The sequence below is a fragment of the Mesorhizobium sp. B2-2-3 genome (genome assembly GCF_006442405.1).
Lineage (GTDB): Bacteria > Pseudomonadota > Alphaproteobacteria > Rhizobiales > Rhizobiaceae > Mesorhizobium.
The window spans coordinates 485,378-507,392 of sequence record NZ_VFWC01000002.1 but is presented as its reverse complement, the minus strand read 5'-3'; the positions used below and the strand labels follow the sequence as shown (position 1 = coordinate 507,392).

The 22,015-nt window shown below is 63.5% G+C and carries 24 protein-coding genes; 11 read left to right on the top strand and 13 right to left on the bottom strand.

Annotated elements, in window-relative coordinates; genetic code table 11:
- Positions 1-7: 7 nt before the first annotated feature.
- Complete coding sequence (locus tag FJ951_RS05655) at positions 8-796, bottom strand: 1-acyl-sn-glycerol-3-phosphate acyltransferase (protein ID WP_140513888.1); 789 nt, start codon at positions 794-796, stop codon at positions 8-10.
- Between the two features lie 122 nt (positions 797-918).
- Complete coding sequence (locus FJ951_RS05650) at positions 919-1,821, bottom strand: LysR family transcriptional regulator (protein WP_140513887.1); 903 nt, start codon at positions 1,819-1,821, stop codon at positions 919-921.
- A 113-nt stretch (positions 1,822-1,934) separates the two neighbouring features.
- Here FJ951_RS05650 and FJ951_RS05645 point away from each other — a divergent pair, with 113 nt between their 5' ends.
- Entirely contained in the window at positions 1,935-2,405 is a 471-nt protein-coding gene (locus FJ951_RS05645; protein ID WP_140513886.1) for a DUF1348 family protein, read from the top strand.
- 24 nt (positions 2,406-2,429) lie between these two features.
- Positions 2,430-3,062 (top strand): pyridoxamine 5'-phosphate oxidase family protein, encoded by a 633-nt coding sequence (locus tag FJ951_RS05640; protein WP_140513885.1) that lies wholly within the window; start codon positions 2,430-2,432, stop codon positions 3,060-3,062.
- Positions 3,063-3,071: 9 nt separating this feature from the next.
- Here FJ951_RS05640 and FJ951_RS05635 read toward each other — a convergent pair whose 3' ends face one another.
- The 3 genes from FJ951_RS05635 to ftsE all read right to left on the bottom strand — a co-directional run bounded on the left by FJ951_RS05635 (position 3,072) and on the right by ftsE (position 5,523).
- Positions 3,072-3,785: a YdcF family protein gene (locus FJ951_RS05635; RefSeq protein WP_140513884.1), complete on the bottom strand. Its 714-nt coding sequence runs from the start codon at positions 3,783-3,785 to the stop codon at positions 3,072-3,074.
- Between the two features lie 99 nt (positions 3,786-3,884).
- Positions 3,885-4,871, bottom strand: coding sequence for an ABC transporter permease (locus FJ951_RS05630; RefSeq protein ID WP_140513883.1), 987 nt, complete (start codon positions 4,869-4,871; stop codon positions 3,885-3,887).
- Complete coding sequence (gene ftsE / locus FJ951_RS05625; protein ID WP_027023302.1) at positions 4,864-5,523, bottom strand: cell division ATP-binding protein FtsE; 660 nt, start codon at positions 5,521-5,523, stop codon at positions 4,864-4,866. The genes FJ951_RS05630 and ftsE overlap by 8 nt, the downstream gene beginning before the upstream one ends.
- A 301-nt stretch (positions 5,524-5,824) precedes the next feature.
- Between ftsE and FJ951_RS05620 the strand changes: the two genes are divergently transcribed.
- From FJ951_RS05620 to FJ951_RS05610, 3 genes are all read left to right on the top strand, one after another.
- A complete protein-coding gene (locus tag FJ951_RS05620; RefSeq protein ID WP_140513882.1) occupies positions 5,825-6,466 on the top strand; it encodes a hypothetical protein in 642 nt (213 codons plus the stop codon).
- An 89-nt stretch (positions 6,467-6,555) separates the two neighbouring features.
- Positions 6,556-7,098, top strand: coding sequence for a hypoxanthine phosphoribosyltransferase (gene hpt, locus FJ951_RS05615; RefSeq protein ID WP_023677924.1), 543 nt, complete (start codon positions 6,556-6,558; stop codon positions 7,096-7,098).
- A gap of 109 nt (positions 7,099-7,207) precedes the next feature.
- Complete coding sequence (locus FJ951_RS05610; RefSeq protein WP_181172199.1) at positions 7,208-7,579, top strand: response regulator; 372 nt, start codon at positions 7,208-7,210, stop codon at positions 7,577-7,579.
- Here FJ951_RS05610 and FJ951_RS05605 read toward each other — a convergent pair whose 3' ends face one another.
- Complete coding sequence (locus tag FJ951_RS05605) at positions 7,580-8,521, bottom strand: DMT family transporter (RefSeq protein ID WP_181168586.1); 942 nt, start codon at positions 8,519-8,521, stop codon at positions 7,580-7,582. It lies immediately after the preceding gene.
- Positions 8,522-8,743: 222 nt separating this feature from the next.
- Here FJ951_RS05605 and FJ951_RS05600 point away from each other — a divergent pair, with 222 nt between their 5' ends.
- Complete coding sequence (locus tag FJ951_RS05600; protein WP_140500792.1) at positions 8,744-9,625, top strand: LysR family transcriptional regulator; 882 nt, start codon at positions 8,744-8,746, stop codon at positions 9,623-9,625.
- Here FJ951_RS05600 and FJ951_RS05595 read toward each other — a convergent pair.
- The 3 genes from FJ951_RS05595 to FJ951_RS05585 all read right to left on the bottom strand — a co-directional run bounded on the left by FJ951_RS05595 (position 9,604) and on the right by FJ951_RS05585 (position 13,671).
- Positions 9,604-9,975, bottom strand: a complete 372-nt coding sequence (locus tag FJ951_RS05595; protein WP_140513880.1) for a glyoxalase superfamily protein — start codon at positions 9,973-9,975, stop codon at positions 9,604-9,606. The genes FJ951_RS05600 and FJ951_RS05595 overlap by 22 nt on opposite strands.
- Positions 9,976-10,016: 41 nt before the next feature.
- Positions 10,017-12,611: a TIGR02302 family protein gene (locus FJ951_RS05590; protein ID WP_140513879.1), complete on the bottom strand. Its 2,595-nt coding sequence runs from the start codon at positions 12,609-12,611 to the stop codon at positions 10,017-10,019.
- A gap of 118 nt (positions 12,612-12,729) precedes the next feature.
- Positions 12,730-13,671 (bottom strand): threonine/serine dehydratase, encoded by a 942-nt coding sequence (locus FJ951_RS05585; RefSeq protein WP_140513878.1) that lies wholly within the window; start codon positions 13,669-13,671, stop codon positions 12,730-12,732.
- A 50-nt stretch (positions 13,672-13,721) separates the two neighbouring features.
- Here FJ951_RS05585 and FJ951_RS05580 point away from each other — a divergent pair, with 50 nt between their 5' ends.
- Positions 13,722-14,024, top strand: a complete 303-nt coding sequence (locus tag FJ951_RS05580; protein ID WP_140513877.1) for a metalloregulator ArsR/SmtB family transcription factor — start codon at positions 13,722-13,724, stop codon at positions 14,022-14,024.
- A gap of 22 nt (positions 14,025-14,046) precedes the next feature.
- On the opposite strand, the gene lysA is transcribed toward FJ951_RS05580, so the two are convergent.
- From lysA to argH, 3 genes are all read right to left on the bottom strand, one after another.
- On the bottom strand, positions 14,047-15,315 hold the full coding sequence (gene lysA / locus FJ951_RS05575; protein ID WP_140513876.1) for a diaminopimelate decarboxylase: 1,269 nt from the start codon (positions 15,313-15,315) through the stop codon (positions 14,047-14,049).
- Positions 15,316-15,383: 68 nt separating this feature from the next.
- Positions 15,384-15,590 carry a lipoprotein gene (locus FJ951_RS05570; RefSeq protein ID WP_140500798.1) on the bottom strand — a complete coding sequence of 69 codons (207 nt, stop codon included), beginning with the start codon at positions 15,588-15,590 and terminating at the stop codon, positions 15,384-15,386.
- A 140-nt stretch (positions 15,591-15,730) separates the two neighbouring features.
- Entirely contained in the window at positions 15,731-17,131 is a 1,401-nt protein-coding gene (argH, locus tag FJ951_RS05565) for an argininosuccinate lyase (protein ID WP_140513875.1), read from the bottom strand.
- A 36-nt stretch (positions 17,132-17,167) separates the two neighbouring features.
- Here argH and FJ951_RS05560 point away from each other — a divergent pair, with 36 nt between their 5' ends.
- Positions 17,168-17,848: a TlpA disulfide reductase family protein gene (locus FJ951_RS05560; protein ID WP_140513874.1), complete on the top strand. Its 681-nt coding sequence runs from the start codon at positions 17,168-17,170 to the stop codon at positions 17,846-17,848.
- 191 nt (positions 17,849-18,039) lie between these two features.
- Here FJ951_RS05560 and FJ951_RS05555 read toward each other — a convergent pair whose 3' ends face one another.
- Complete coding sequence (locus FJ951_RS05555; protein ID WP_140513873.1) at positions 18,040-18,798, bottom strand: Crp/Fnr family transcriptional regulator; 759 nt, start codon at positions 18,796-18,798, stop codon at positions 18,040-18,042.
- 261 nt (positions 18,799-19,059) lie between these two features.
- On the opposite strand from FJ951_RS05555, the gene FJ951_RS05550 reads away from it, so the two are divergent.
- Genes FJ951_RS05550 through FJ951_RS05540 form a run of 3 tightly spaced genes read left to right on the top strand, consistent with a single transcriptional unit; the run spans position 19,060 to position 21,981 of the window.
- Positions 19,060-19,383, top strand: coding sequence for a circadian clock KaiB family protein (locus FJ951_RS05550; protein ID WP_140500802.1), 324 nt, complete (start codon positions 19,060-19,062; stop codon positions 19,381-19,383).
- Positions 19,367-20,860 (top strand): circadian clock protein KaiC, encoded by a 1,494-nt coding sequence (gene kaiC, locus FJ951_RS05545; RefSeq protein WP_140500803.1) that lies wholly within the window; start codon positions 19,367-19,369, stop codon positions 20,858-20,860. The genes FJ951_RS05550 and kaiC overlap by 17 nt, the downstream gene beginning before the upstream one ends.
- Positions 20,857-21,981 carry an ATP-binding protein gene (locus FJ951_RS05540; protein WP_140513872.1) on the top strand — a complete coding sequence of 375 codons (1,125 nt, stop codon included), beginning with the start codon at positions 20,857-20,859 and terminating at the stop codon, positions 21,979-21,981. The genes kaiC and FJ951_RS05540 overlap by 4 nt, the downstream gene beginning before the upstream one ends.
- Positions 21,982-22,015: the final 34 nt, after the last annotated feature.

Sequence of the window (22,015 nt, the reverse complement as noted above, 5' to 3'; positions counted from 1 at the left end):
CCGCCCTTCAGGCTTTGGCGCCGAGTTCCCGCAGCCGCTTCACCGCCGTCGGCGGCAAGGCGGGCGGATTGGGTGCACGGGACGCGTCGATGAGGAACTGGTCGCAGGCGGTTTCGGTTTCGCCGATCAGCCGCCGCATGAATTCCTCCTTGTCCAGGCCCGGCGGGATCGGCGGCAGGAAGCGCGCCTTGATGGTGCCGGGATAGCGCAGGAACTTGCGGCGCGGCCAATAGAGGCCGGCAACATGGGCGACCGGCACCACGGGAATGCCGAGCTGCGCATAGATTTCGACAATGCCGTATTTGTAGGCGGGTTCGTCGCCGGGCGAGCGGCGGGTGCCTTCGGGATAGATGATGAGCTGCCGCGGGTTGCGCGCGATTTCTTCCTTGGTCGACGCAACCACCGCCTTCAGCGCCTTGGAGCGGCTGCCGCGGTCGACCGGGATCATGCGCATTTTCAGGATGTACCAGCCGAAGAACGGAATCCAGGTCAGCTCGCGCTTCAGGATGTAGAGTGGATCCTGGAGATAGGGGAAGAAGGCGATCGCGTCCCAGAAGGACTGGTGCTTGGGCGCCAGGATGAAGGAACCTTCGGGCAGATTTTCCACCCCGGTGATGTCGCTCTTGGTCCCGGCGATCTTGTCGTAGAGCCACATCGAGGTGCGCGACCAGAACTTCGGCACGAACCAGGCGCGATGGCGCGGCGACAGGAAATAATAGGGAGTCCAGAGGATCATCTGGACGATCAGATTGACGTAGAAGACGAAGTTGAACGCCAGCGATCGGACTTGGAGCATTGGGGGAGGCCCGGTAAGGAGGTGTGCGTTGGTTACACCAAGCGGGCGCAAAAAGGAAATGGCCGAAGATGCCCCCGAACGGCGCCGAAAGACGTTTCGGCTTCGCCCACGGCCCAGCCGCGCTACATCAGCCGCGCCAGTCTTTCTTTCAGGCGCGGGGCGGCGAAGTCAAGAAATGCGCGCAGCTTGACCGGCAGCAAGCCGTGGCCTGCGTGCACCAGGCTTACCGGCCAGGGTTCCGGTTCGAACTCCCGCAGCAGCACGCGCAGCGCGCCTGACCGCACCGCCGCGTCGACCTGGTAGGACAGCACCCTCGTCAGCCCGACGCCGGCGAGCGCGGCATCGATCGCAGCTTCGGCGGTGTTGACCTGAAGCCGCGAGCGGACCCGAATCGGCATCTCGGCCTTCCCGACGGTGAAGCTCCATGTCGAGAGCGCGCCCGGCCCTTCGAAGGTAATGCAGCTGTGGGACTCGAGGTCCGCAAGCGCCGTCGGGGCGCCGCGTTCGGCCAGATAGCCGGGGCTCGCGCAAACGACACGGCGGATCGTACCGATCCGCATGGCGACAAAACTGGAGTCGGGAAGCCGGCCGATGCGGATGGCGAGGTCGAAATGGTCCTCGACCAACCGGGTTATGCGGTCGGCCAGCGTCAGGCGGATGTCCACGTCGGGATAGGCGGCGAGGAAGCCGGTCACGACCGGCAGCACGTGCAGGCGGCCGAAGACGACCGGCGCGGTGATGGCCAGTTCGCCCGTCGGGGCGCTGTATTCGCCGGCCGCCATGCGCTCGGCCTCGCCGACCTCGCCCAGGATGCGGCGGCAGGCGGCAAGATAGGCCTGGCCCGCATCGGTCAGCGTCAGCCGACGTGTCGAGCGGTTCAGAAGGCGGGTCTTGAGATGCCTTTCCAGGTCGGAAACCTTGCGGCTGACCGTCGCCAGCGGAATGCGAAACCGGCGCGCGGCGGCAGACAGGCTGCCGGCCTCCGCCGCGGCGACAAAAAGCGACATGGCTTCGAGCCGGTCCATCGATTCTTCCGGAAATTGGAAGGATAGATTACAAATATGGCATCTACATCTGCCTGATGGAAGCCTCCATATTGGCCGTGACGCACACGACCTGGGTCAAGAAAGGAATTGTCATGTCGCAAGAGCGTCCGCCGCTGCCGCCATTCACCGCGGAAACCGCCGCGCAGAAGGCGCGCATGGCCGAGGATGCCTGGAACTCGCGCGATCCAGCCCGTGTCGCACTTGCCTATACGGTAGACAGCCGCTGGCGCAATCGTGCCGAGTTCCTGCAAGGCCGCGATGCCATCCAGGCTTTCCTTACGCGCAAATGGAGCCGGGAACTCGACTACCGGCTGATCAAGGAGGTCTGGGCTTTCCATGGCAACCATATCGCGGTGCGTTTCGCCTATGAGTGGCATGACGACAGCGGCTCGTGGTTCCGCAGCTATGGCAACGAGAACTGGGAATTCGACGAACATGGGCTGATGCGGCTGCGCATCGCCAGCATCAACGACCTGCCGATCGGCGCTGCCGACCGTAAATACCACTGGCCGCTCGGCCGGCGGCCGGACGACCATCCGTCGCTGTCGGAACTCGGGCTTTAACCTCTCCGGCAAGAAAGGCTATCGATGGACGCGCATGCTTTTACCAGCGACGTCGCTTTCACGCCGACCGTCAAGGCGATCCAGGCCCGCAAGGGCTCTCGCCAGGCCTATTCCCGGGTCGAGGAGCGCGGTGGCTGGCAGTCGGTGATTACATCGGACCTTGCGGCCTTCATCGAGATGCAGACCAGCGTCTTCCTGTCGACGGCCAACGGTGTTGGCCAGCCCTATATCCAGCATCGCGGCGGGCCGGCCGGCTTCCTCAAGGTGCTCGATGAAAAGACGGTCGGCTTCGCCGATTTCGCCGGCAATAGACAGTTCATCACCCAGGGCAATCTCGCCGACAATCCGCAGGCCTTCCTGTTCCTCATCGACTATGCCCATCGCCGGCGTGTCAAGATCTGGGGCACGGCGCGTGTGGTGGAAGGCGACGCCGAGCTGATGGCGAGGCTGATGCCGCGGGATTATGCGGCACGGCCCGAACAGGTCATCCTGTTCACCGTGGCGACCTGGGATGCCAATTGTCCGCAGCACATTCCTCAGCGTTTCGAGGCCGCCGACGTGGCGGCGGCGCTGGCCGAACGGGACAGGCGGATCGAACGGCTCGAACAGGAAGTCGCTCGCCTGCGGCAGGCGCCGGGATCCGTCGTCACCAAATGACGAGCAGGTTCAGCTGCCGGCGGCGATCTCGGCCAACGCGATGCCGTCCGGCGTCGGCTTCACCGGAACGATGCCGCGCGCCAATGCCAGCAGATATTTATTGTATTCGGTGAACAGCACGCGCAGCGCCCGCGGCTTGGTCAGCCAGCCGCCATTGTCGAGATTGCTGTTGACCACCGGATAGGGTTCGAGCTTGGCCTTGTGCAGCAGCCGGCCCATTTCCAGCAGGCTGCGCGGCATGTGGTAATTGTTGGTGACGAGGATCACCGTGCCATAGGCATGGCTCTCGACCCATTTGGCGCTTTCCTCGGCATTGCCGATCGTGTCGAGCGCGGCGCGATCGATGTCGACGCAGCAGGAAAACAGCCTGATGTCACCGCCGGTCGCGGCCTGAAGCTGACGCCGGCTGGCGGAGGGATGCACACCGCTGATCAAAAGCCGCGCGCCCTTGCCGGACGCCAGCAGTTCCATCGCCGCATCGAGGCGCGATTGGCCGCCGGTCAACACGATGATCGCGTCGGCCCTGGCCGGGTTGGCAGGGGTGGTCAGATGGCTGACGGTGTTGGCGAACCAGCCGAAGCCGCCGGCAAACAGGGCGACCAGGGCAAGCAAGGCGAAAGAAGAAACGCGCAGCACGGCCGAAACCCGGCCGCGTCCATGCGGACGCGCCGCCAACGCCGGCATCGGTCCAACGGTACTGGTCGAGTCCCGCACCTCCATCATGGCATGGTTAATCCCGAAATGCGGCCTTTGGTAGGTAAAAATCGCAATTTGCGTTACGGCGGTTCTTCATGCGTGATCGATCCTGGTCATTCGACGTCGTCATGCTTCAGGCTGGCGCACGTCGATGTCGCTGAGATAGGCGACGACGGTGGCGTGCGAGGTTGCAGCCGTCAGCGCGCCGATAATCAGCACCATCAGCACGACACCGAGATAGCCGGCCGAGCCGATGGCGAAGTTGCCGAATAGCGCAGTCGCCTGGTCGGCCTGCGGGGTCGCCATGTTGCGCGAGGACCACCAGGAAAAGACGATGAAGACGGCGACCGCGGCGGCTCCGCCGGCGGCCGCGCCCTTCATGCCGGTGATCAGGAAATGGCGGCGGAACTCGCGGGCGATGAAACGCGCTTCGGCGCCGACGAAATGCAGCACCTCGATGATGTGGCCGTTGCCGGCCATGGCGCCGCGCGTGGCGAACACCACGGTCAGCACCGTCGCCGAGAGCATCAGCGCCAGCACCGCGATACCGATGGTCACCGTGGTGCGGGCCATGGCCACCAGCCGGTCGACCCAGGTGCGGTGATCGTCAAGCGATGCGCTTGGCAGCTTCGGCGTGATCGCGGCGCGCATGGCGGCGAAATCGGGCGGGTTGTTCTCGTCGATGGTGACGATGATCAGCCGCGGGACCGGCAGCTCGTCGATGTTGAGGCCCGAACCCAGCCAGGGCTCCAGCAATCTGGCGGTGGCCTCGCGGTCGATGATCCTGGTCGCCTTCACGCCGGGGAATTCGCCGGCGATCTGCGAGGCCTGGGCAAGAGCTGCCTCCATGTCGAGGCCGTCGACCGGCTTGATCTGGATCGTCGCCTCGCGCGAGATCTGGTTTTCCCAGACCGAGGCGGTGTCGCGCACCAGGGTAACCGCGCCGAAGGTCAGGCAGGACAGGAAGGTCATGATGGCGATGACCAGCACCAGGGCGCGGCCGGCGATGTTCTGCGCCGGCACGATGGGCGCCATCTTGCGCTGGACGCGCGGCCTTGGCGCGGCCGCTTCGTCGGCCTGTGCGTCGAGGTGTTCGGCGGAAAGCTCAGTCATAGATATCAAGCCTCCCGCCGGCCAGGATCATGCGGCGCGCATCGACCTGCTCCATCAGGCCGAGATCGTGGGTCGCGATCACCACGGCGGTGCCCAGGCGGTTGAGTTCGATGAAGAGCCTGAGCAGGCGTCGCGCCAGCGGCGGATCGACATTGCCGGTCGGCTCGTCGGCCAGCAGGATCTCCGGCTGCTCGATCAGGGCGCGCGCGATCGCGGCCCGCTGCTTCTCGCCGCCCGACAGGACCGGCGGCAGCACATGCATGCGTTCGCCGAGCCCGACCCATTTCAACAGCTCGGTGACGTCGGTGCGGTAGCTCGCTTCCTCGCGCCCGCGCACGCGCAAGGGCAACGCGACATTCTCATAGGTGGTCATGTGGTCGAGCAGGCGGAAATCCTGGAACACCACGCCGATGCGGCGCCTGAGATGCGGCAGTTCGGCGCGCGAGATGCGCGAGCGGTCCTTGCCGAAGATGGTGATCAGCCCACGCGTCGGCTTCAGCGACATGAAGAGAAGCCGCAGCAACGTCGTCTTGCCGGCGCCCGAAGGCCCGCTCAGGAACTGGAATGAGCGCTCCGGTATGTGCAGGGAAATGTCGCGGAGGATTTCCGGACCCATGCCATAGCGGAGGCCGACATTTTCGAAGCGAATCACTTTCGGCGACCTGAAATTCCTAGAGCGTGATGCCGAAAAGTGTGAGGCGGTTTTCGGGCGACATCATGCTCTATCACTCTAATTCGGAGGCGGATTCCGATTTCAGGTCGATTTGACCTGAAATCGGAATCCGTCGGCGGCAAGCCGGCCTGTTCTGGGAAAAGACCATCGGCCGGCATGGTTAACCGGCGGTTAATTGGTGGGCTGTTTCGGCTCGTCACAAGGGCTCCGGTGGGGAAGCGTTAACCATTTGCCTTTACGCAAAAGAAACGAAAAGCGAACGTGCTGCAATGCTGGGGCCATGATGGCTGAGGATCGAACCGCGCGCCCGGTTTCCGGCGAAATCATGACCGATCCGCCGGCAAATGCCGCGCCGGAGCGTATCCTGCGCGCTGACGCGGCGGATATCGTCGATGCCGACTATGTGGTGGTGCCGCGGGCCGCGCCCCGTGCCGAAGCCATTTCACCGCGGCGCGTGATGTCCATGCCATCCCTCGAAGGCATGGACATGCTGCGCAAGCCCGAGCCGCCGCCAGTGCGGCCGCCGGCGCCGCGCGGCGGTCCGATCTTCTGGATCGCCGGTGTCGGCGCCGCCTTTGCCGCCTTCTGGGTTTCCGGCGGGCACGCACTGGTGCGCCAGGCGGCGCCCCTCGCGGGCGGACCGGGCTCGGCGTTGAGCATTTCAGGGGTGACGTCACGCGTGGACGCGTCCGGGGCGAACCCCGTGCTGTTCGTCGACGGCGAGGCCGCCAATGACGGTGCAAGTCCGGCGACGCTGCCGCCTCTCGAGATCCGCGTCACCGGCAATGACGGGCGCACAACGCGCTATACTTTGGGGACATCCAGCCGCTCATTGGCGCCAAGTGAAAGATTCGGCTTTGCCAGCCGGCTTGACGTGCCTAGAAACGGCGTAAGGACGGTGTCGGTCACCTTCGCGGAATAGCATGTGCGACAGGTGAGGCCGGCCCGCAAACGGCTGATGTCAGCGCTTCCGGTGCGCGAAGGCCTTTGAAAATCTTGAAGGGACGAAGAATGCCAGTTGTGCGCGGCAAGGACATCGAGGTCCTGTTTTCGGCGTCGGCCATCGCCCGACGCAATCTCGAACTCGCCAAGGAGATCGCCGGGCACGACTATCACGATCTTCTGGTGATCTCGGTGCTGAAGGGCTCGTTCATCTTCGCCGCAGACCTTATCCGCGCCATGCATGATGTCGGCCTGTCGCCGGAGGTCGAGTTCATCTTCATCTCCAGCTACGGCGCCGGCACCACAAGCGGCGAGGTGAGGGTGCTGCGCGACATCGACAACGAGGTCGCCGGCCGCGACGTGCTTCTGATCGACGACATTCTGGAGTCGGGCAAGACGCTGAGCTTCACCCGCGACCTGATGCTGTCACGCGGCGCCAGAAGCTGCGCCATCGCGGTGCTGCTCGACAAGCGCATGCGTCGCCAGACCACCCTCAATGCCGATTATGTCGGCTTCGACTGCCCCGACTATTTCGTCGTCGGCTACGGCATGGATGTCGCGCACGCCTTTCGCGAACTGCCGTTCGTCGGCGTCGTCAAAGGCGATGCGTGAGGCAGCGGCAAATACTGAAAAAGGCCTTAACGGCTTCAAGAAAATAACCCATGCCGGAGCGCCGGGCCCTTCAGAAAAAGTCAACGTTTGCTCGCCAAACATGCCGGCCATGGCAAAGCTTCTGATCGTTGAGGACGATGAGTCCGTCCGCACCCTCGCAGCCCGGGCGCTCGAACGCGCCGGGCACGCAATCGACATCGCCGCCGACGGCGCGCAAGGGCTGGCGCTGATACGCGCCGCGATGGGCGCCTATGATCTCGTCGTCTCCGACATCCGCATGCCCGAGATGGACGGCATCGAGATGGCGATTGCAGCTTCGGCATTTTTCCCGTCGATGAAGATCCTGCTGATGACCGGCTATGCCGATCAGCGCGAGCGCGCCGAGGAACTGAACGGCATCATCCTCGACGTCGTGCAGAAGCCGTTCACGCTGGCCGAAATCCGTTCACGCGTCGAACGGGCGCTGAGCATTTTCGCCTGATCAGGCGGGATCGGCAGCGACGAGTACGGGGAGCTTGCGCCGTCCGGTGTTGAGCGCAAGCAGGCCGGCGCCGATGATAAGGGCGGCGCCGATCACGGTCGTCGACCGCGGCACTTCGGCGAAGAACAGAAAACCCCACAGCGGCGACCAAAGGATGCCGGTGTATTCGAAGGTGGCGACGCGGTTTGCCGGCGCCATCCGGTAGGCCTGCGACAGCAAGATCATGCCGGCGGAGGCGACGAAGCCGCAGGCGGCCATCTTGAGGAAATCCGGCAGCGTCGGCCACAGCCAGGGCCGCACCAGGAATTCCAGGCTGGGATGGGCGGCATGATTGATGCCGGCAAGCCAGAACAGGCTTGCGACCAGTGCGGCGCCGGCGAGATAGGCACCGTTCTGGTAGAAGGCCATCACGGTCGAGGATTCGGTGTCGCCGATCTTACGCGCCATCAGTTGCGAGAAGCCGTAGAGCACCGCGGAGCCCAGCGACAGCAGCGCCGCCCAGTCGAACAGTCCCGCACCCGGGCGCAGCATCACGACGACGCCAAGCAGCCCGATCAACACGGTCGCCAGCGTCTGCCAGGAGACCCGTTCGCCAAGATAGGGCCCGGCCAGCACCATGATGCAGAGCGGGGCCATGAAATAGAGCGCCACGGCATCGGCCAGGGGCAAGGCGGCGATGGCGAGGTAGTACATGGTGTAGGAGGTGAACTGAATGAAGGCGCGCATGGTCAGCACGCCGAACCGCCGCGACAGGATCGCACGCAGCCCGACATCGGCATGGACGAGCACGATCAGGATCGGCAGGGCGACGACCGCGCGGATGGCCATCACCTCGGTCACGGGGTAGCCGCCCGACACCGCCTTGACCAGCGGGTCCTGCAACGAGAAGACCAACACGCCCAGGCACAGGCTCAGCATGCCGAGCACCATCCGATTGCGCATAAGGATCCCAAGCTCCCGTACCAGGACGCAAGCAAGCTTGCAGCAAGCTAAAAAGAACCCGCCACCGTTTCGGGCAGCGGGCATGAGTGAGGACTCTTGATTGGTGCGTGGCCGAATCCTCAGCCACATATCCAATGGGTGAAGCAACTATCATCCCGTGTTTGACATGTTGCAAACGAATTGGAATGATACCAGCAATCAAAATTCCTTATGGCGGACAGGATGCGGCCCACCCTCGACAGCGATCTCCTGCGCACCTTCGTGGCCATTGTCGAAGCAGGCAATTTCACCAAGGCGGCCGAGCAGGCCGGTCGCACCCAATCGGCGGTTTCGATGCAGATGAAGAAGCTCGAAAGCGTCATCGGCGACAGCCTGTTCGAGCGTGGGTCGCGCGGCGTGGCGCTGACGCGGCGCGGCGGCGATCTGATCGTCAATGCCCGCCGCATCGTCTCGCTGCTCGACGAGACGGCAGCGTCGATGGCGGCGGCGCCGCTCGGCGGGCCGGTGCGGATCGGCATTCCGGAGGAATATGGCCATGCCATCCTGTCGCGCGCGCTCGGCGCATTCTCAAAGCGTCACACCAAGGTCGAGGTCACCGTGCGCTATGCCCATTCGGGGGCGCAGATAGCGGCGCTTGCCGCCGGCGAGCTCGATCTTTGCGTGGTGTTCGAATGGCAGGATCCTTCAGGCGGCGAAGTGCTGATGCACGATCCGACGGTGTGGGTGACATCGATCCTGCATAACATGCATGAGGAGCGTCCGGTGCCGATCGCGCTCTACAACCGGGCCGGCTGGTGCAAGGATTTCGCCATCAAATCGCTCGAGCAGCGCGGGCTCGGCTATCGTGTCGCCTACACCAGCGACACGACCGGCGGCCTGAAGCTTGCCGTCACCTCGGGACTGGCGATCGCACCGATTTCGCGCAGCAACATTCCGGACGGCTGCCGCGAGTTGACGTCCGCCGACGGTTTCGGCGACATCGATTCCTCGAATGTGGTGATGCATCGCAACCCGAATGCGTCGGGCGAGGCGATCGACGGCATGCAAGAGGCGATCCGCGAGGCGTTCGTCAACAGGCAGACTCAGCCGGCCGCATCCTCGTAGAAATGCAGCCGGTTGCCGAACGGATCGGCAACCGACACCTCGCGGGTCTTCCACGGCGTCTTTTCCAGGCCCGGCCTGGCGAAACGGTATGCTTTGCCGATCAGCTCGCGATGCAGGGCGGCGATGTCCTCGACCTTGATGCGCATGGCGATGCCGGGCGCGCCGTCGCCATGGTGTTCGCTCAGATGCAGGATGCAGCCGTCACGGCCGACCGCCATGTAAAGCGGCGCGTTGTCGTCAAAGCGGCGCTCCCACAGCACCTGGAAGCCGAGGAAGCCGACGTAAAACTCGTGGGCCTTGGCAATGTCGAAGATGCGCAGGATGGGCGTCACTGTGCCGAGTTTGGGCATGATGTTGCAGCCGCTCCCAGCGGATGCCGCGGCGGCGATCCCTATTTCAGTTCCAGCAGCCGTTCCAGATAGCTGCGCTCGATATCGGGGCTGAGCGCATTGCCGAGCCGCTTGCGGATCGCTTCCAGGATCTGGCGGGCGCGCTGCACGTCGATCTCGTCCGGCACCTTCACCGAATCGCCGAAATCGGGACCCTGGCTGGCACGCGGCCGGCCGAGCGGATCGCGATCGGCGTTCTGCTGGCGACCGCCTTCCTGGCTGCCGCCTTCGTCGCCCTGCATCGCCTGCATCTGCTTCATCATGTCTTTGGCGCCCTTGCGCAGCGCCTCCAGCGCGCGCCCCTGGTGGCCAACGGCCTGATCACCTTCACCATCGCCCAGGGCCTGCTCGGCATTGCCCATTGATTTGCCGGCCTCGCCAAAGCCTTCATTGGGCTCCATGCCCATGCCTTCGAGCCCCTTCTTCAACTGCTCGAGGTCGTTCTTCAACTGGCCTTGGCCTTCCTGCAACTGCTTCAGCGCATCGGCGAATTCCTGCGGCGTCATCGGCTTTTGACCGGCGAGCGGATCGCGGCCCTCGCCTGCGCCCGGTCTGTCCTGATCCTCGCCACCGCCTTCGCCGAGCTGTTCGTCGCGGTTCTGGCCGCGCTGGCGCTCGCCGCGCTGCATCTGGTCCATGCGGAAGGTATCGTTCATCATCTCCTGCTGGCGCCGCAGGATGTCGCCGAGCTTGTCCATCTGCTGGCGCATCTGGCTGTCCTGCTGGCCACCCTGCTGCTGGCGGCCTGCCTGGAGGTTGTTCATCATGTCCTGCAGCTGCGACAGTAATTGCTGCGCCTTGTCGCGATCGCCGGACTTCGCCAGGTTCTCGATCTGGTCCATCATGCGATCGATGTCGCTCTGGCGCAGTTCCTGGCCGTTCTGCTGCATCTGCGGGGCGTTGGGATTCTGCTTGGCGCGCTCGGCGAATTCCTGCAGGAACTGGTTCATCGCCTCGCGCAGTTCCTTCATCGCCTTTTCGATCTCCGCGTCGCTGGCGCCGTTCTTGATAGCGTCCTGCAAAGCCTGCTGCGCCTGGCGCAGCCGCTTCTCGGCAGCCGAGAGATTGCCCTCCTCGATGCCGAGCGCGATTTCCCAGAGATAGGAGACCTCGTTGCGCAACTGGTCGTCGCTGTCGGCCATCTTCAACCGGCTGCGCGCGCTCATGATGGCGAGGTAGTGGGACATGTTGTCGAACGTGTCCTCGGGCCGCAGCGTGATCGCATCCATCAGGTCGAGCACGCGCGGCTTGGCGTTGGCGTCGAGCGCCAGCAGGCGGCGCTGCTCGATAGCGGCTCGCGCCAGCGGATTGGAGAACGGCCGCTCCGGCATCACCAACGTCTTGGTTTCGCTGCTCGCCGTATGCCCGGCATCGTCGGTGGCGACCAGCGTCAGCTTGATCTCGGCGCCAGCCCAGACGTGTTCGGTCAGGTCCTTCGAGGTCCTGGCGGCATTCGCCTTGCCGCCGCGGCGCGGTAGCGTCAGCGGCATGTCAGGCGGACCGTAGAGCGGACGCGCATCGGGAGCCTGCGGATCGGCGAGCGCGAACACGGCCTTGGCGTTGGCGGCGCCATAATCGTCGTCGATCTGGTAGTTGAGCTCGAAAGCGCCGTTGACAGCGCGCTTCGGCTCGCCGACGAAACGGATCTGCGGCGGCTTGTCCGGGATCACCGCGAAGGCCCAACGGCCGAGTTGGTCCTCGCCCGACTTCAGCGTCAGCGTGCCATCGCTCGTCAGCTTGCCGATGAACTGGCGCACTTTGGACTGCGCTGCCGGGCTTGCCGCCGGCTTGGCCGCGGCCGCCTGCGGGTCGGCGGGATCGATGGCGCGCGCATTGCCATCCTTGTCGGCATAGGCAAGCGTCTCCTCGCCCGAGCCGCCGGTGACGCGCAGCGAAACATCACTGCCTTCGGGAACGTGGAAAGCCGGCGCCGCCTGGTTGGCGTCTGCCGTAAGGAAGATCGGCGGCTTGCCGGTATAAGCGGGCGGCGTCACCCATGCATCGATGCGCGGCGGCACGGCGTCATGCGCGTCCTGGGCGCTGAACGCGTCGGCTATCCGGCCACCGGTCGGTCCGAAGGAAAAAGCGAAGGCGGTGACCAGCAGAAGCGCCGCCACGGCGCGCAATCCCCAGGGATCGCGTTCCGGCACGCGCGTGCGCGGCACGTCGGCGCCGAGGCTGTCGAGCCTGTCGGCCATGCGCTTCTGGTGCTCGCGCCACAGCGCCTGCGAGAAGCTGCTTTCGCGGCCGCTCGGCCGGTCCGTCTGGGTCTGGACGGGGTGGTGCAGCAAGTGATTGGCCGCCTCGATGCGGCGGTCGATCTCGGCGCCGCCCGGCATGTGGAAAAAGCGCAGCGGATAGAGCGCGGCCAGTGTCGCGACGCCGAAGGCGGCGACCAACCCGATGCGCGCCGCATCGGGCAGGCGCGGGAAAAGCCCTAGCCAGGAAATGCTGAGAAACAGGCTGGCGACGACGAGAAGCGGCAGCAGGAGCGGCCAGCCCCGTTCGACCATCATCGAGACCCGCGTCGCCAGCCGGCTGAGCGCCAGGCGCCCGGCAAGACCGCGATCGCTGCTGAAGATCGGTCGTTCCGTCATCGGCCCTTCCACGGGAGCGGGCGGGATGGCCCGAACCTCACGACTCGAAGAATACCCAGCAAACGCGGCGAAGGCGAGGCAGTTCCTGAAAAACGTGAAGGAGAGAAAGGCGCAGCGATCAGAATTTCGCCGGGTTTGCGTTCGCGCCGCAGACCAGGACGGCGAGCCGTTCGCCGGGTGCCGGCGCATAGCGGCCGGACAGGATGGCGCCGAACGCCGCGGCGCCACCGGGTTCCGAGATGATCCGCACCCGGTCCCACAGCGCCTTCTGGGCGACGACGATGTCGTCGTCGCTGACCAGGATGGAGCGTTCCACGAAGGCCTCGGCGATCGGGAACATCATCTCGCCGACGCGTTTGGGCGCCAGGGAATCGGCGGCGATGCCCTCGGCCGGCGCATCGACCGGATGGCCGGCCTCGAGGGCGCGATAGAGTGTCGGCGCGCCCTCGGGTTCTACGGCGACGATGCGGATACGGCCGGCGAACCAGGCGGCGATGCCGCCGATCAGGCCGCCGCCGCCCACGGCGACCAGCAAAGTGTCGATCTGAGGCAGGTCGTTCTCGATTTCCAGCCCGAGCGTGCCTTGCCCGATAAGCGTTTCCTCCTGGTTGAAAGCGTGGATCTGCAAGGCGCCGGTTTGCTCGGCGAAACGTTCGCTGGCGGCCAGCGCCTCGGCATAGCGGGCGCCGCCGACGACCAGCTCGGCGCCGTAGCTGCGAATGCGCTCCAGCTTGGCCGGCGGGCTCACCTCCGGAACGAAGATGGTCGCCCTGTGGCCGAGACGCATGGCGGCATACGCCACCGCCGCTCCATGATTGCCGCCCGAGGCGGCGACGACACCGGCCCCGGGGACCTGCCGCTCGAGAAGATTGGTGAACGCGCCGCGCGCCTTGAACGAACCGGAATGCTGCAGGCATTCGAGTTTGAGATCGACCGCCAGCGGCGGCCGGTTGAAGTCGGCCATGTCGACGCGCAGCACCGGCGTGTGGCGCACATAGCGACGGATGCGCGGTTCCATCATCGCGATGCGTTCGCGCGTTATGGTGTTGCCGTTGGTCATGGCCATCTCCTTGGGATTGACAGCAATTAGTAACTTGGCAAAATGCCTAAATGCAAGAGGTTGACGTGTTCAAGGCGATTGCCAACGAACGAAGGCTGCGGATCCTCGACTGGCTGAAGGATCCGCGCGCGCATTTCCCGGCCCAGGCGGATGGCGATCTGGTCGAGGACGGCGTCTGTGCGCTGCTGATCGCCGAAAAGCTCGGCATTACCCAGGCGACGCTCAGCGAGCACATGCGTGTGCTCACGCAGGCAGGGCTGTTACGGGCCAAGCGCATCAAGCAATGGACATTCTATCGCCGCGACGAGGACAGGATCGCTGAGACAAGAGCGCTCATCCAGAACCGGCTATAGCTAGGACCGCCTTCGGCGGCTTCTATGCAAGCCAGTCGGGGATCGAATCCAGCCCGATCAGTTCGTCATAGGTCTGGCGCGGGCGCACGACGTGGAAACGATCGCCGTCGACCAGCACTTCCGGCACCAGTAGGCGGGTGTTGTAGGTGCCCGCCTGTACCGCGCCATAGGCGCCGGCGGTGGCGATGGCGACCAGGTCGCCGGACTTGAGCCTTGGCAGGTCGCGGTCGAGGCCGAGATAGTCGCCGGTCTCGCAGACCGGGCCGACGATATCGACCGTCATGCGCGGCGCGTCGGCGGGCGGCAGCACCACCGGTCTTATGTCGTGGAAAGCGTCGTAGAGCGTCGGCCGGATCAGGTCGTTCATGGCGGCGTCGACGACGAGGAAATTCTTGGCATCGCCTTCTTTGGCGAAGATCACTTGCGAGACGAGGATACCGGCATTGCCAACGATCAGCCGGCCCGGCTCGAACATCACCTTCAAGCCAAGCTTGGTGACGTGCTTGCGGACGATCTGCGCGTAGGCGTCGGGGAGCGGTGGCGGGTTGTTGTCGACGCGGTAGGGAATGCCGAGACCGCCGCCGAGATCGACATGCTCGATGGCATGGCCGTCGGCGCGCAGCGCGCCGACCAGTTCCACCAAAAGCGCGAAGGCATCGTCGAAGGGTTGCAGCTCGGTGATCTGGCTGCCGATATGGGTGTCGATGCCGGTGACCTTGATGCCCGGCAATTCAGCCGCGCGCGCATAGACCTGACGCGCCTTCTGCCATGGGATGCCGAACTTGTTCTCGGCTTTGCCTGTCGAGATCTTCTTGTGCGTCCTGGCGTCGACATCCGGATTGATGCGCAGCGAGACCGGCGCCACCTTGCCCAGGGCAACGGCGCGCGACGAGAGCAGTTCGAGTTCGGGCTCGGATTCGACGTTGAAGCACAGGATGCCGGCTGCCAGCGCAAAGTCCATCTCACGCGCGGTCTTGCCGACGCCGGAGAACAGGATCTTGCTGGCCGGGATGCCGGCTGCCAGCGCGCGCCGCAACTCGCCTTCCGACACCACGTCGGCTCCGGCGCCGAGCCTGGCCAGGGTTTTGAGCACCGCCTGATTGGAATTCGCCTTCATGGCGTAGCAGACCAGTGCATCGAGCCCGGCAAATGCCTGGACGAAGACGTGGTAGTGCCTGGTCAGCGTGGCCGTCGAATAGCAGTAGAATGGCGTGCCGACGGTTGCGGCGATGTCCGATATCGCCACGTCCTCGGCATGAAGCACGCCGTCGCGGTAGTCGAAATGGTTCACGAGAGTGGTTCCGAAAAGTTGGAGCAGGGTAGGAGCGGGTTTAGCACTCTAAACCGCTCTGACCGGCTCTAGAGCAGCGGGTCGAGAATGAACTTCTTGTCCGCGACCGGTTTTTCCGGTTCCGGCGGCACGGGTTGGTGTGCCTTCTCGGCGTCCTTGCGCGCCTGCACGGCCGCCTCGTAAGGCGTGTCGAGACCGGACCTTCTGCCGCAAGCCGTAACGGCGGCAACCGCCGCAAGCAGCGTCAGTGTCACCAAAATCCTGCTTCCGGTCATCGATCCATCCGTCCGAAACTTTTTTCCGCCGCTGCTTTTAGCCGAGTTCTCGGCGCATTGCACCCTGGATATTGCCGTTGCAATACCGTGGATATTGGCGGTTGCAATATCCGGGATATGGCTGGCCGCAATGTCCGGCATCACGCCTTGGCCAGCCGCTTTTTCCAGTAGCGGATCTGCTTCCTGACTTCCGACGGTGCGGTGCCGCCGAAGGAGGTGCGGCTCTTCACAGAGTTCTGCACGGCCAGCACCGAAAAAATGTCCTTCGTGATGCCGGGGTGGATCGACTGCAAGTCTTCCAGCGCAAGCTTCTCCAGGCTCAGCTTCTTCTCTTCGGCCAGCGCCACCGCCCGTCCCGTGACATGATGCGCTTCCCGGAACGGCAGGCCGAGCGTGCGCACCAGCCAGTCGGCAAGGTCGGTCGCGGTTGCGTGGCCGGAGCCGGCAGCCTTCTTCATCGCCGCCGCGTTCACCGTCATATCGGAGACCATGCCGGTCATCGCCGCCAGCATCAGGTCGAGCGTCTCGGCGGCATCGAACACCGATTCCTTGTCTTCCTGCATGTCCTTGCCATAGGTCAAAGGCATGCCCTTCATCACCGTCAGCAGGCCGACCAGATGGCCGGTGACGCGCCCGGTCTTGCCGCGCACCAGTTCGGCGGCGTCGGGGTTCTTCTTCTGCGGCATGATCGAGGAGCCGGTGGAGAAGCTGTCCGACAGCCTGATGAAGCCGAATTGCGGCGTTGACCAGATGATGATTTCTTCCGCCAGCCGCGACAGATGCGTGGCGCATATGGCCGCCAGTCCCAGGAATTCCAGCGCGAAATCGCGGTCCGAGACGCTGTCCAGCGAATTGCGCATGGGCTCGCGGAAGCCGAGCGCACTGGCGGTCTGGTGGCGGTCGATCGGAAAGCTGGTGCCGGCAAGGGCTGCTGCACCGAGCGGGCTCTCGTCCATGCGTTCGATGGCGTCGCGCACCCGCGACAGGTCGCGCGAAAACATCTCGACATAGGCCATGCAGTGGTGGCCGAATGTCACCGGCTGCGCCGCCTGCATATGGGTGAAGCCCGGCATCACCGTCGCGGCGTGCTGCTCGGCCCGCTCCAGCAACGCACTGATGAGACCCTTCAAGGCCTCGGCGACGCGAAAGCACTCGTCCTTGACCCAGAGCCGGAGGTCCACTGCAACCTGGTCGTTGCGAGAGCGGGCCGTGTGCAGCCGGCCGGCGGCCGGACCGATCAGCTCGGCGAGGCGGGCCTCGACGTTCATGTGGATGTCTTCCAGCCTGGTCGAGAATTCAAACGTGCCCGCCTCGATCTCTTTCAGGATCGTGTTCAGGCCGTGAGCGATTTTCTCTTGATCGGCCGCCGAAATAATGCCCGTTTGCGCCAGCATCGCGCTATGGGCGATCGAACCTCTGATGTCCTGCGCATAGAGTTTGCGGTCGAACGAGATCGACGCGTTGATCGCTTCCATGATCGCGGCCGGACCCGAGGCAAATCGTCCGCCCCACATCTGGTTGCTGGTCTTCTTGTCGCTCATGGCTATAAAACCCGTGCTCGGAGCAGTTTTGAGAACATGGCAGACGGAAACAGATTTTTCCCGGCCCCGCGCCTGATCCTCGCCGCCCTGGTGGCGGGAGCGCTGGCCGGCGCGGTCGCGGTATATGTCAGCGAGAGCCGGTCTGGCAACAACGCCGCGTCGCAAGTCGCCGTCGGCGACAGCAAGGACGATGTCGCCTGCGCCGCCAAGAGCGAACGCGCCAAGAAGATCGCCGCAGCCGCCACCGGCGAGGTCGCGGCGCTCTTGCCAGCCGATCCGCCGCAATCGATGAAGAGCCTCGCCTTCAACGGCCCGGACGGCAAGCCGATGACCATCGCCGACCGTGCCGGCAAGACGGTGCTGCTCAATCTGTGGGCGACATGGTGCGCGCCATGCCGCGCCGAAATGCCGGCGCTGGACACCTTGCAGAAGGAGAAAGGCAGCGATGCGTTCCAGGTCGTCGCCGTCAACGTCGATGCCGGCGACGACGTGAAGCCGAAGAAGTTCCTCAAGGACACCGGCGTCGAGGCACTCGGCTATTACAGGGATTCGACGATGGCGCTGTTCAACGAGCTCAAGACGCGCGGCTTGGCGCTCGGCCTGCCCGTCACCATGCTGATCGACGGCGAAGGCTGCCTGATCGCTCATATGAACGGCCCGGCCGAGTGGTCGGGGCCGGACGCCAAGCGGCTTGTCGAGGCCGCGCTCGGGTCTTGAAGAGGCTGGGACAAGGCTGGGCGCAAGCGCGGCCTGACCACGCAACGGTTCCGCCCAGCCCATCCGCGTCGGCCTGAGCCGACCCGGTCAATTCGTCGAATGCCTGGATCGGCGCCGGCTTGCCGAGATAGTAGTCCAAGCCTCGGCGTCCAGGGACTCACCTTAAGGACATATATGGCGAGCCGTTTGTGCTATCGGCCAGACGAGCCGTTGGTCGGCAGGGGATAGACGCCCTTCAATACTTCGTCGAAGTGATGACTGACCGCCGCATTGCACTCGCAAGCAAGCCACCGCAGGCCGTCGACCTTGCGAACGACGATCCGGGCACGATGGGTCTCAATGAGACCGTGTTCTTTCAGATCGCGTATGACGCGGCTCAAATAGCTCCGGCCGACTCCGAGCATTACGGCGAGCTGTTCTTGTGTCAGCGCCAGATCGGGAGTGCCCGTCCGATCAATGGCGGCCAGCAGCCATTTCGCTGTCCGTTGCTCGATCGAATGCGCGGCATTGCAGGCGACGGACTGGAACATCTGCGCCATCAGGCAGTCCGCGTACCGCGCGAACAGATTCCGTAGCGTCGACGACCTGGACTTCGCCTCTTCAAGGTTAAGCAGGTCGATGCGGAAGAACGAACCTCCCAATTGTACTTCAGCGCGAGCGTAAGCTGGGAGCCTGCCTTGGCTGACAACTCCGCCAATTGCCCCTTCTCGTCCGACCAGAGCCGTCTCGATCGCACGCCCGTCGCTCAGCACGACGAGATAGGAAATCAGGCTGGGACCTCTCGGGAAGTATGCATGGCGAACCGTGTCGCCAGGTTCATAAAGCAGTGTTCCGGTGGGGGCCGACCACTCATCCAGCCAAGGCTCGAGGATTGCCCAATCTGCCGCGGTGAGTGCCCGCAGAAGATTGTTGCCGATCATGCCGGAGTCTATGTGGGCGCGGGCTTCCATTTACACTCCTCCGAACGATCGCTTGCGGCCCATATCCCAATAACCGGAGAAATGTCCACTAGTGCGCAGACGCGCAAAGCGCGAATGTCTAAGAAGTGACAGGGGTGCTGATCCAGGCCCCATCGAGCGCGAGCTGTGGCGCGTCGGCTCCAGGCGAAATGCTAGAAGATCGCCCAAGGCGGACAACAAAGCCCTGCGGTTGAATTGCTGGCGTGTCGCGTAGAGCACGTCGATACTGAACCCGTGCAACCAGCGTGAGATATGAACCCGGAACAACCGCCCGCTTCAGGGGCCCATCCCCTTCTCCGGCTCTACATCGCCGGAGACACGCCCGGTGCTCGTCGGGCACTGGAAAGCCGCCTGAAGATAATCGAGGAGATGAGCGCATCCATTGAAATCCAGATCTTCGATATCCTGGAACATCCTCATGAGGCGGAGCGAGCAGGGATACTAGCAACGCCGACGCTCTCCGACGAATCCGCCGATCCCCCGCGCCGTCTGGTGGGCGACATCAGCAATATCGCTCAGGTTCTGGACTATTTCGGTTTTCGCAAGAAGGATGATATTCATGACCGCGACGGATGAGATCTCTATCGACCCGGTTCTTGAACGCGTCAATACAGGGATCGAAGCTTTTGACGACTTGGTGATGGGTGGCTTGCCGCGCGGACGCACCACCATCGTGGGCGGCACGCCCGGTAGCGGCAAGACCGTATTCGCCACGCAGTTCCTGGCGCATGGCATCACCGGTCTCAATGAGGCCGGTGTCTTCGTCACCTTCGAGGAGTCGCCAACCGAGATCGAGGTGAACATGGCGAGCTTCGGCTGGGACATCCGCGGCTGGCGAGCGGCGGACAAGCTTGTTTTCGTCGATGCGAGCCCGCGCGATCAGGACCAGGTGGTTGTGGGCGATTTCGACCTCGCCGGTCTTCTGACCCGCATTCTGCACGCGAGCCGAAGCGCCGGGGCAAAGCGCATCGTGCTCGATTCGGTTACCCAACTTTTCGATCATTTCGTAGCCGAGCAGACGGCAGTGCGCCGCGAACTTCTACGTATTGCGACCGCGCTGAAGAAAGAAGGGCTGACGGTCCTTATGACCGCGGAACGCAACAGTGAATATGGTGAAATCTCCCGTCACCGAATAGAGGAGTTCGTCGCAGACAATGTCGTGATCCTTCGCAATGCCCTTGATCGCGAGCGCCGTCGGCGGACCATAGAAGTCCTGAAAATGCGCGGCAGCCGTCACGTTGAGGGCGAAGTGCCCATAACGCTGGTCGCCGAACAGGGCATCGTAGCTGTGCCTCTGTCATCGTTGCGCCTGGAGCAGCAATCAAGCACGAAACGGGTCACCAGTGGTAATTCCGAACTCGACAAAATGTGCAGCGGCGGGTTCTTTCGCGACAGCGTAACCCTTGTCAGTGGAGCCACAGGCACCGGAAAGACTCTACTTGTCACCAACTTTCTAGCGGGCGGAGTGGCTGCGGGCGAACGCGCCTTGCTCGTCGGCTATGAGGAGAGCCGCGGCCAGCTTTTCCGCAACGCGCGTAGCTGGGGCGTCGATTTCGAAGCGATGGAGGCGGATGGTCGCCTGAAGGTAGTCTGCCTTTATCCGGAAGCGCAGAGTTTGCCGGATCACCTTCTGATGATCCGCGAACTGGTGGCGGAGTTCAAACCCGATCGCATGGCAATCGACAGCTTGTCGGCATTGGAGCGCATCGCGCCAGAAACCGGGTTTCGTGAGTTCTTGATCAGCGTCACCTCCTTCATAAAGAAGCGCGAAATTGCCGGCCTTTGCACCGCTACCAACAAATCGCTTGTCGGAGGCCAGAGCGCTAGCGAGCAGCATATTTCCACACTCACCGATTCGATCATTCTGTTGCGCTACATTCAGCAGGAAGAATTCATGCATCGCGGCATGATGGTGCTGAAAATGCGCGGCAGCGAACACGACAAACAGATACGGCGCTTCACCATCGACAGTGGCGGTATGCATCTTGGAAAGCCCTTTGACAGCGCGCCTGATGTGTTCGGCGACTCCGCCGTGGACAACACGTCGACATGAAGAGCGCCTTGAATACGGCGCAAAACGCCGCCGAAATGCTGGAATCGCCCGGAGATGCATCTCCGGCTGGCATCAGCCAGCTCAGCTTTCGCCAGTTGATCGAAAATACCGCCGACGGGATGCTGGTGGTCGATTTGGACGGAACAGTGCTCTATGCCAATCCTGCGGCAGCCGTAATTTTTGGACAGCCGCTTGACGAACTCCTCCACGTTCCGCTCGGCCGTCCGGTCGTCTCCGGAGAGATCGCCGAGATCACCGTTCACCGTTCCGGCCGCAAGCCGGCAGAAGTGGAAATGCGTACGGTCGAGGTTACCTGGGACAGCAGGCCCGCATTGCTTGCCAGCCTGCGCGATGTCTCGGCCCAGCGATCAAGAGAAGAAAACGCACGCCAGTCACAAAAGCTCGAAGCCATTGGACGCCTCGCAGCTGGCATTGTCCATGACTTCAACAACCTACTAGCCGTTTTCGGGTCTGGCCTTCGGCTTCTGGAGAAACAGATCGCTAAAGATCCTGCGGATGAGAAAGTCACTCTGCTGGTCGAGGAGATGTTCAGGCGGATCGAAAATGGAGGAGCGCTAACACAGCAACTGCTTGCCTTTTCGCGACGCCAATCCCTGGTCCCGGAACAGATTGATCTCAATGAACGTATCAAGGGGCTGACGACGCTGCTGGAACGGACGTTGGGGAGCGGTATCCGGGTGCAATGCAATCTGGATCCAGCCTTGGACCCTATCCTTATCGATGCCAACCAGCTCGACATCGCCGTTCTTAACCTTGCGGTGAACGCCAGAGATGCAATGAAAGGCAGTGGCACCCTCACGATTGAGACCAGCAATTTTCCAAATGATCTGGAGGATTTGCGTTCAGCGGCGGCTTCATTTGTTCGCGTGACTGTACGCGATACCGGCTGTGGAATGAGCAAGGACACCCTGGCGCGCGTTTTCGAACCATTCTTCACAACAAAATCGGAAGGGCAGGGTACGGGACTCGGGCTAAGCCAAGTTTACGGCTTCATCAAGCAATCCGGTGGGCATGTCCGAATCGATAGCGAAATCGGTCAGGGAACAAGCCTGCATCTCTACTTGCCGCGCGCTTCTGGAACCGAGCGGCAGCAGAACTGAGCGGCGGCAGACCCATTCCCGGCCAGCAGACTGA

What these genes read in the sequence shown, in the direction of transcription:
- FJ951_RS05655 (WP_140513888.1), bottom strand. Translation starts at nt 796, where the DNA reads ATGCTCCAAGTCCGATCGCTGGCGTTCAACTTCGTCTTCTACGTCAAT.
- FJ951_RS05650 (WP_140513887.1), bottom strand. Translation starts at nt 1,821, where the DNA reads ATGGACCGGCTCGAAGCCATGTCGCTTTTTGTCGCCGCGGCGGAGGCC.
- FJ951_RS05645 (WP_140513886.1), top strand. Translation starts at nt 1,935, where the DNA reads ATGTCGCAAGAGCGTCCGCCGCTGCCGCCATTCACCGCGGAAACCGCC.
- FJ951_RS05640 (WP_140513885.1), top strand. Translation starts at nt 2,430, where the DNA reads ATGGACGCGCATGCTTTTACCAGCGACGTCGCTTTCACGCCGACCGTC.
- FJ951_RS05635 (WP_140513884.1), bottom strand. Translation starts at nt 3,785, where the DNA reads ATGATGGAGGTGCGGGACTCGACCAGTACCGTTGGACCGATGCCGGCG.
- FJ951_RS05630 (WP_140513883.1), bottom strand. Translation starts at nt 4,871, where the DNA reads ATGACTGAGCTTTCCGCCGAACACCTCGACGCACAGGCCGACGAAGCG.
- FJ951_RS05620 (WP_140513882.1), top strand. Translation starts at nt 5,825, where the DNA reads ATGATGGCTGAGGATCGAACCGCGCGCCCGGTTTCCGGCGAAATCATG.
- hpt (WP_023677924.1), top strand. Translation starts at nt 6,556, where the DNA reads ATGCCAGTTGTGCGCGGCAAGGACATCGAGGTCCTGTTTTCGGCGTCG.
- FJ951_RS05610 (WP_181172199.1), top strand. Translation starts at nt 7,208, where the DNA reads ATGGCAAAGCTTCTGATCGTTGAGGACGATGAGTCCGTCCGCACCCTC.
- FJ951_RS05605 (WP_181168586.1), bottom strand. Translation starts at nt 8,521, where the DNA reads ATGCGCAATCGGATGGTGCTCGGCATGCTGAGCCTGTGCCTGGGCGTG.
- FJ951_RS05600 (WP_140500792.1), top strand. Translation starts at nt 8,744, where the DNA reads ATGCGGCCCACCCTCGACAGCGATCTCCTGCGCACCTTCGTGGCCATT.
- FJ951_RS05595 (WP_140513880.1), bottom strand. Translation starts at nt 9,975, where the DNA reads ATGCCCAAACTCGGCACAGTGACGCCCATCCTGCGCATCTTCGACATT.
- FJ951_RS05590 (WP_140513879.1), bottom strand. Translation starts at nt 12,611, where the DNA reads ATGACGGAACGACCGATCTTCAGCAGCGATCGCGGTCTTGCCGGGCGC.
- FJ951_RS05585 (WP_140513878.1), bottom strand. Translation starts at nt 13,671, where the DNA reads ATGACCAACGGCAACACCATAACGCGCGAACGCATCGCGATGATGGAA.
- FJ951_RS05580 (WP_140513877.1), top strand. Translation starts at nt 13,722, where the DNA reads ATGCAAGAGGTTGACGTGTTCAAGGCGATTGCCAACGAACGAAGGCTG.
- FJ951_RS05570 (WP_140500798.1), bottom strand. Translation starts at nt 15,590, where the DNA reads ATGACCGGAAGCAGGATTTTGGTGACACTGACGCTGCTTGCGGCGGTT.
- argH (WP_140513875.1), bottom strand. Translation starts at nt 17,131, where the DNA reads ATGAGCGACAAGAAGACCAGCAACCAGATGTGGGGCGGACGATTTGCC.
- FJ951_RS05560 (WP_140513874.1), top strand. Translation starts at nt 17,168, where the DNA reads ATGGCAGACGGAAACAGATTTTTCCCGGCCCCGCGCCTGATCCTCGCC.
- FJ951_RS05555 (WP_140513873.1), bottom strand. Translation starts at nt 18,798, where the DNA reads ATGGAAGCCCGCGCCCACATAGACTCCGGCATGATCGGCAACAATCTT.
- FJ951_RS05550 (WP_140500802.1), top strand. Translation starts at nt 19,060, where the DNA reads ATGAACCCGGAACAACCGCCCGCTTCAGGGGCCCATCCCCTTCTCCGG.
- kaiC (WP_140500803.1), top strand. Translation starts at nt 19,367, where the DNA reads ATGACCGCGACGGATGAGATCTCTATCGACCCGGTTCTTGAACGCGTC.
- FJ951_RS05540 (WP_140513872.1), top strand. Translation starts at nt 20,857, where the DNA reads ATGAAGAGCGCCTTGAATACGGCGCAAAACGCCGCCGAAATGCTGGAA.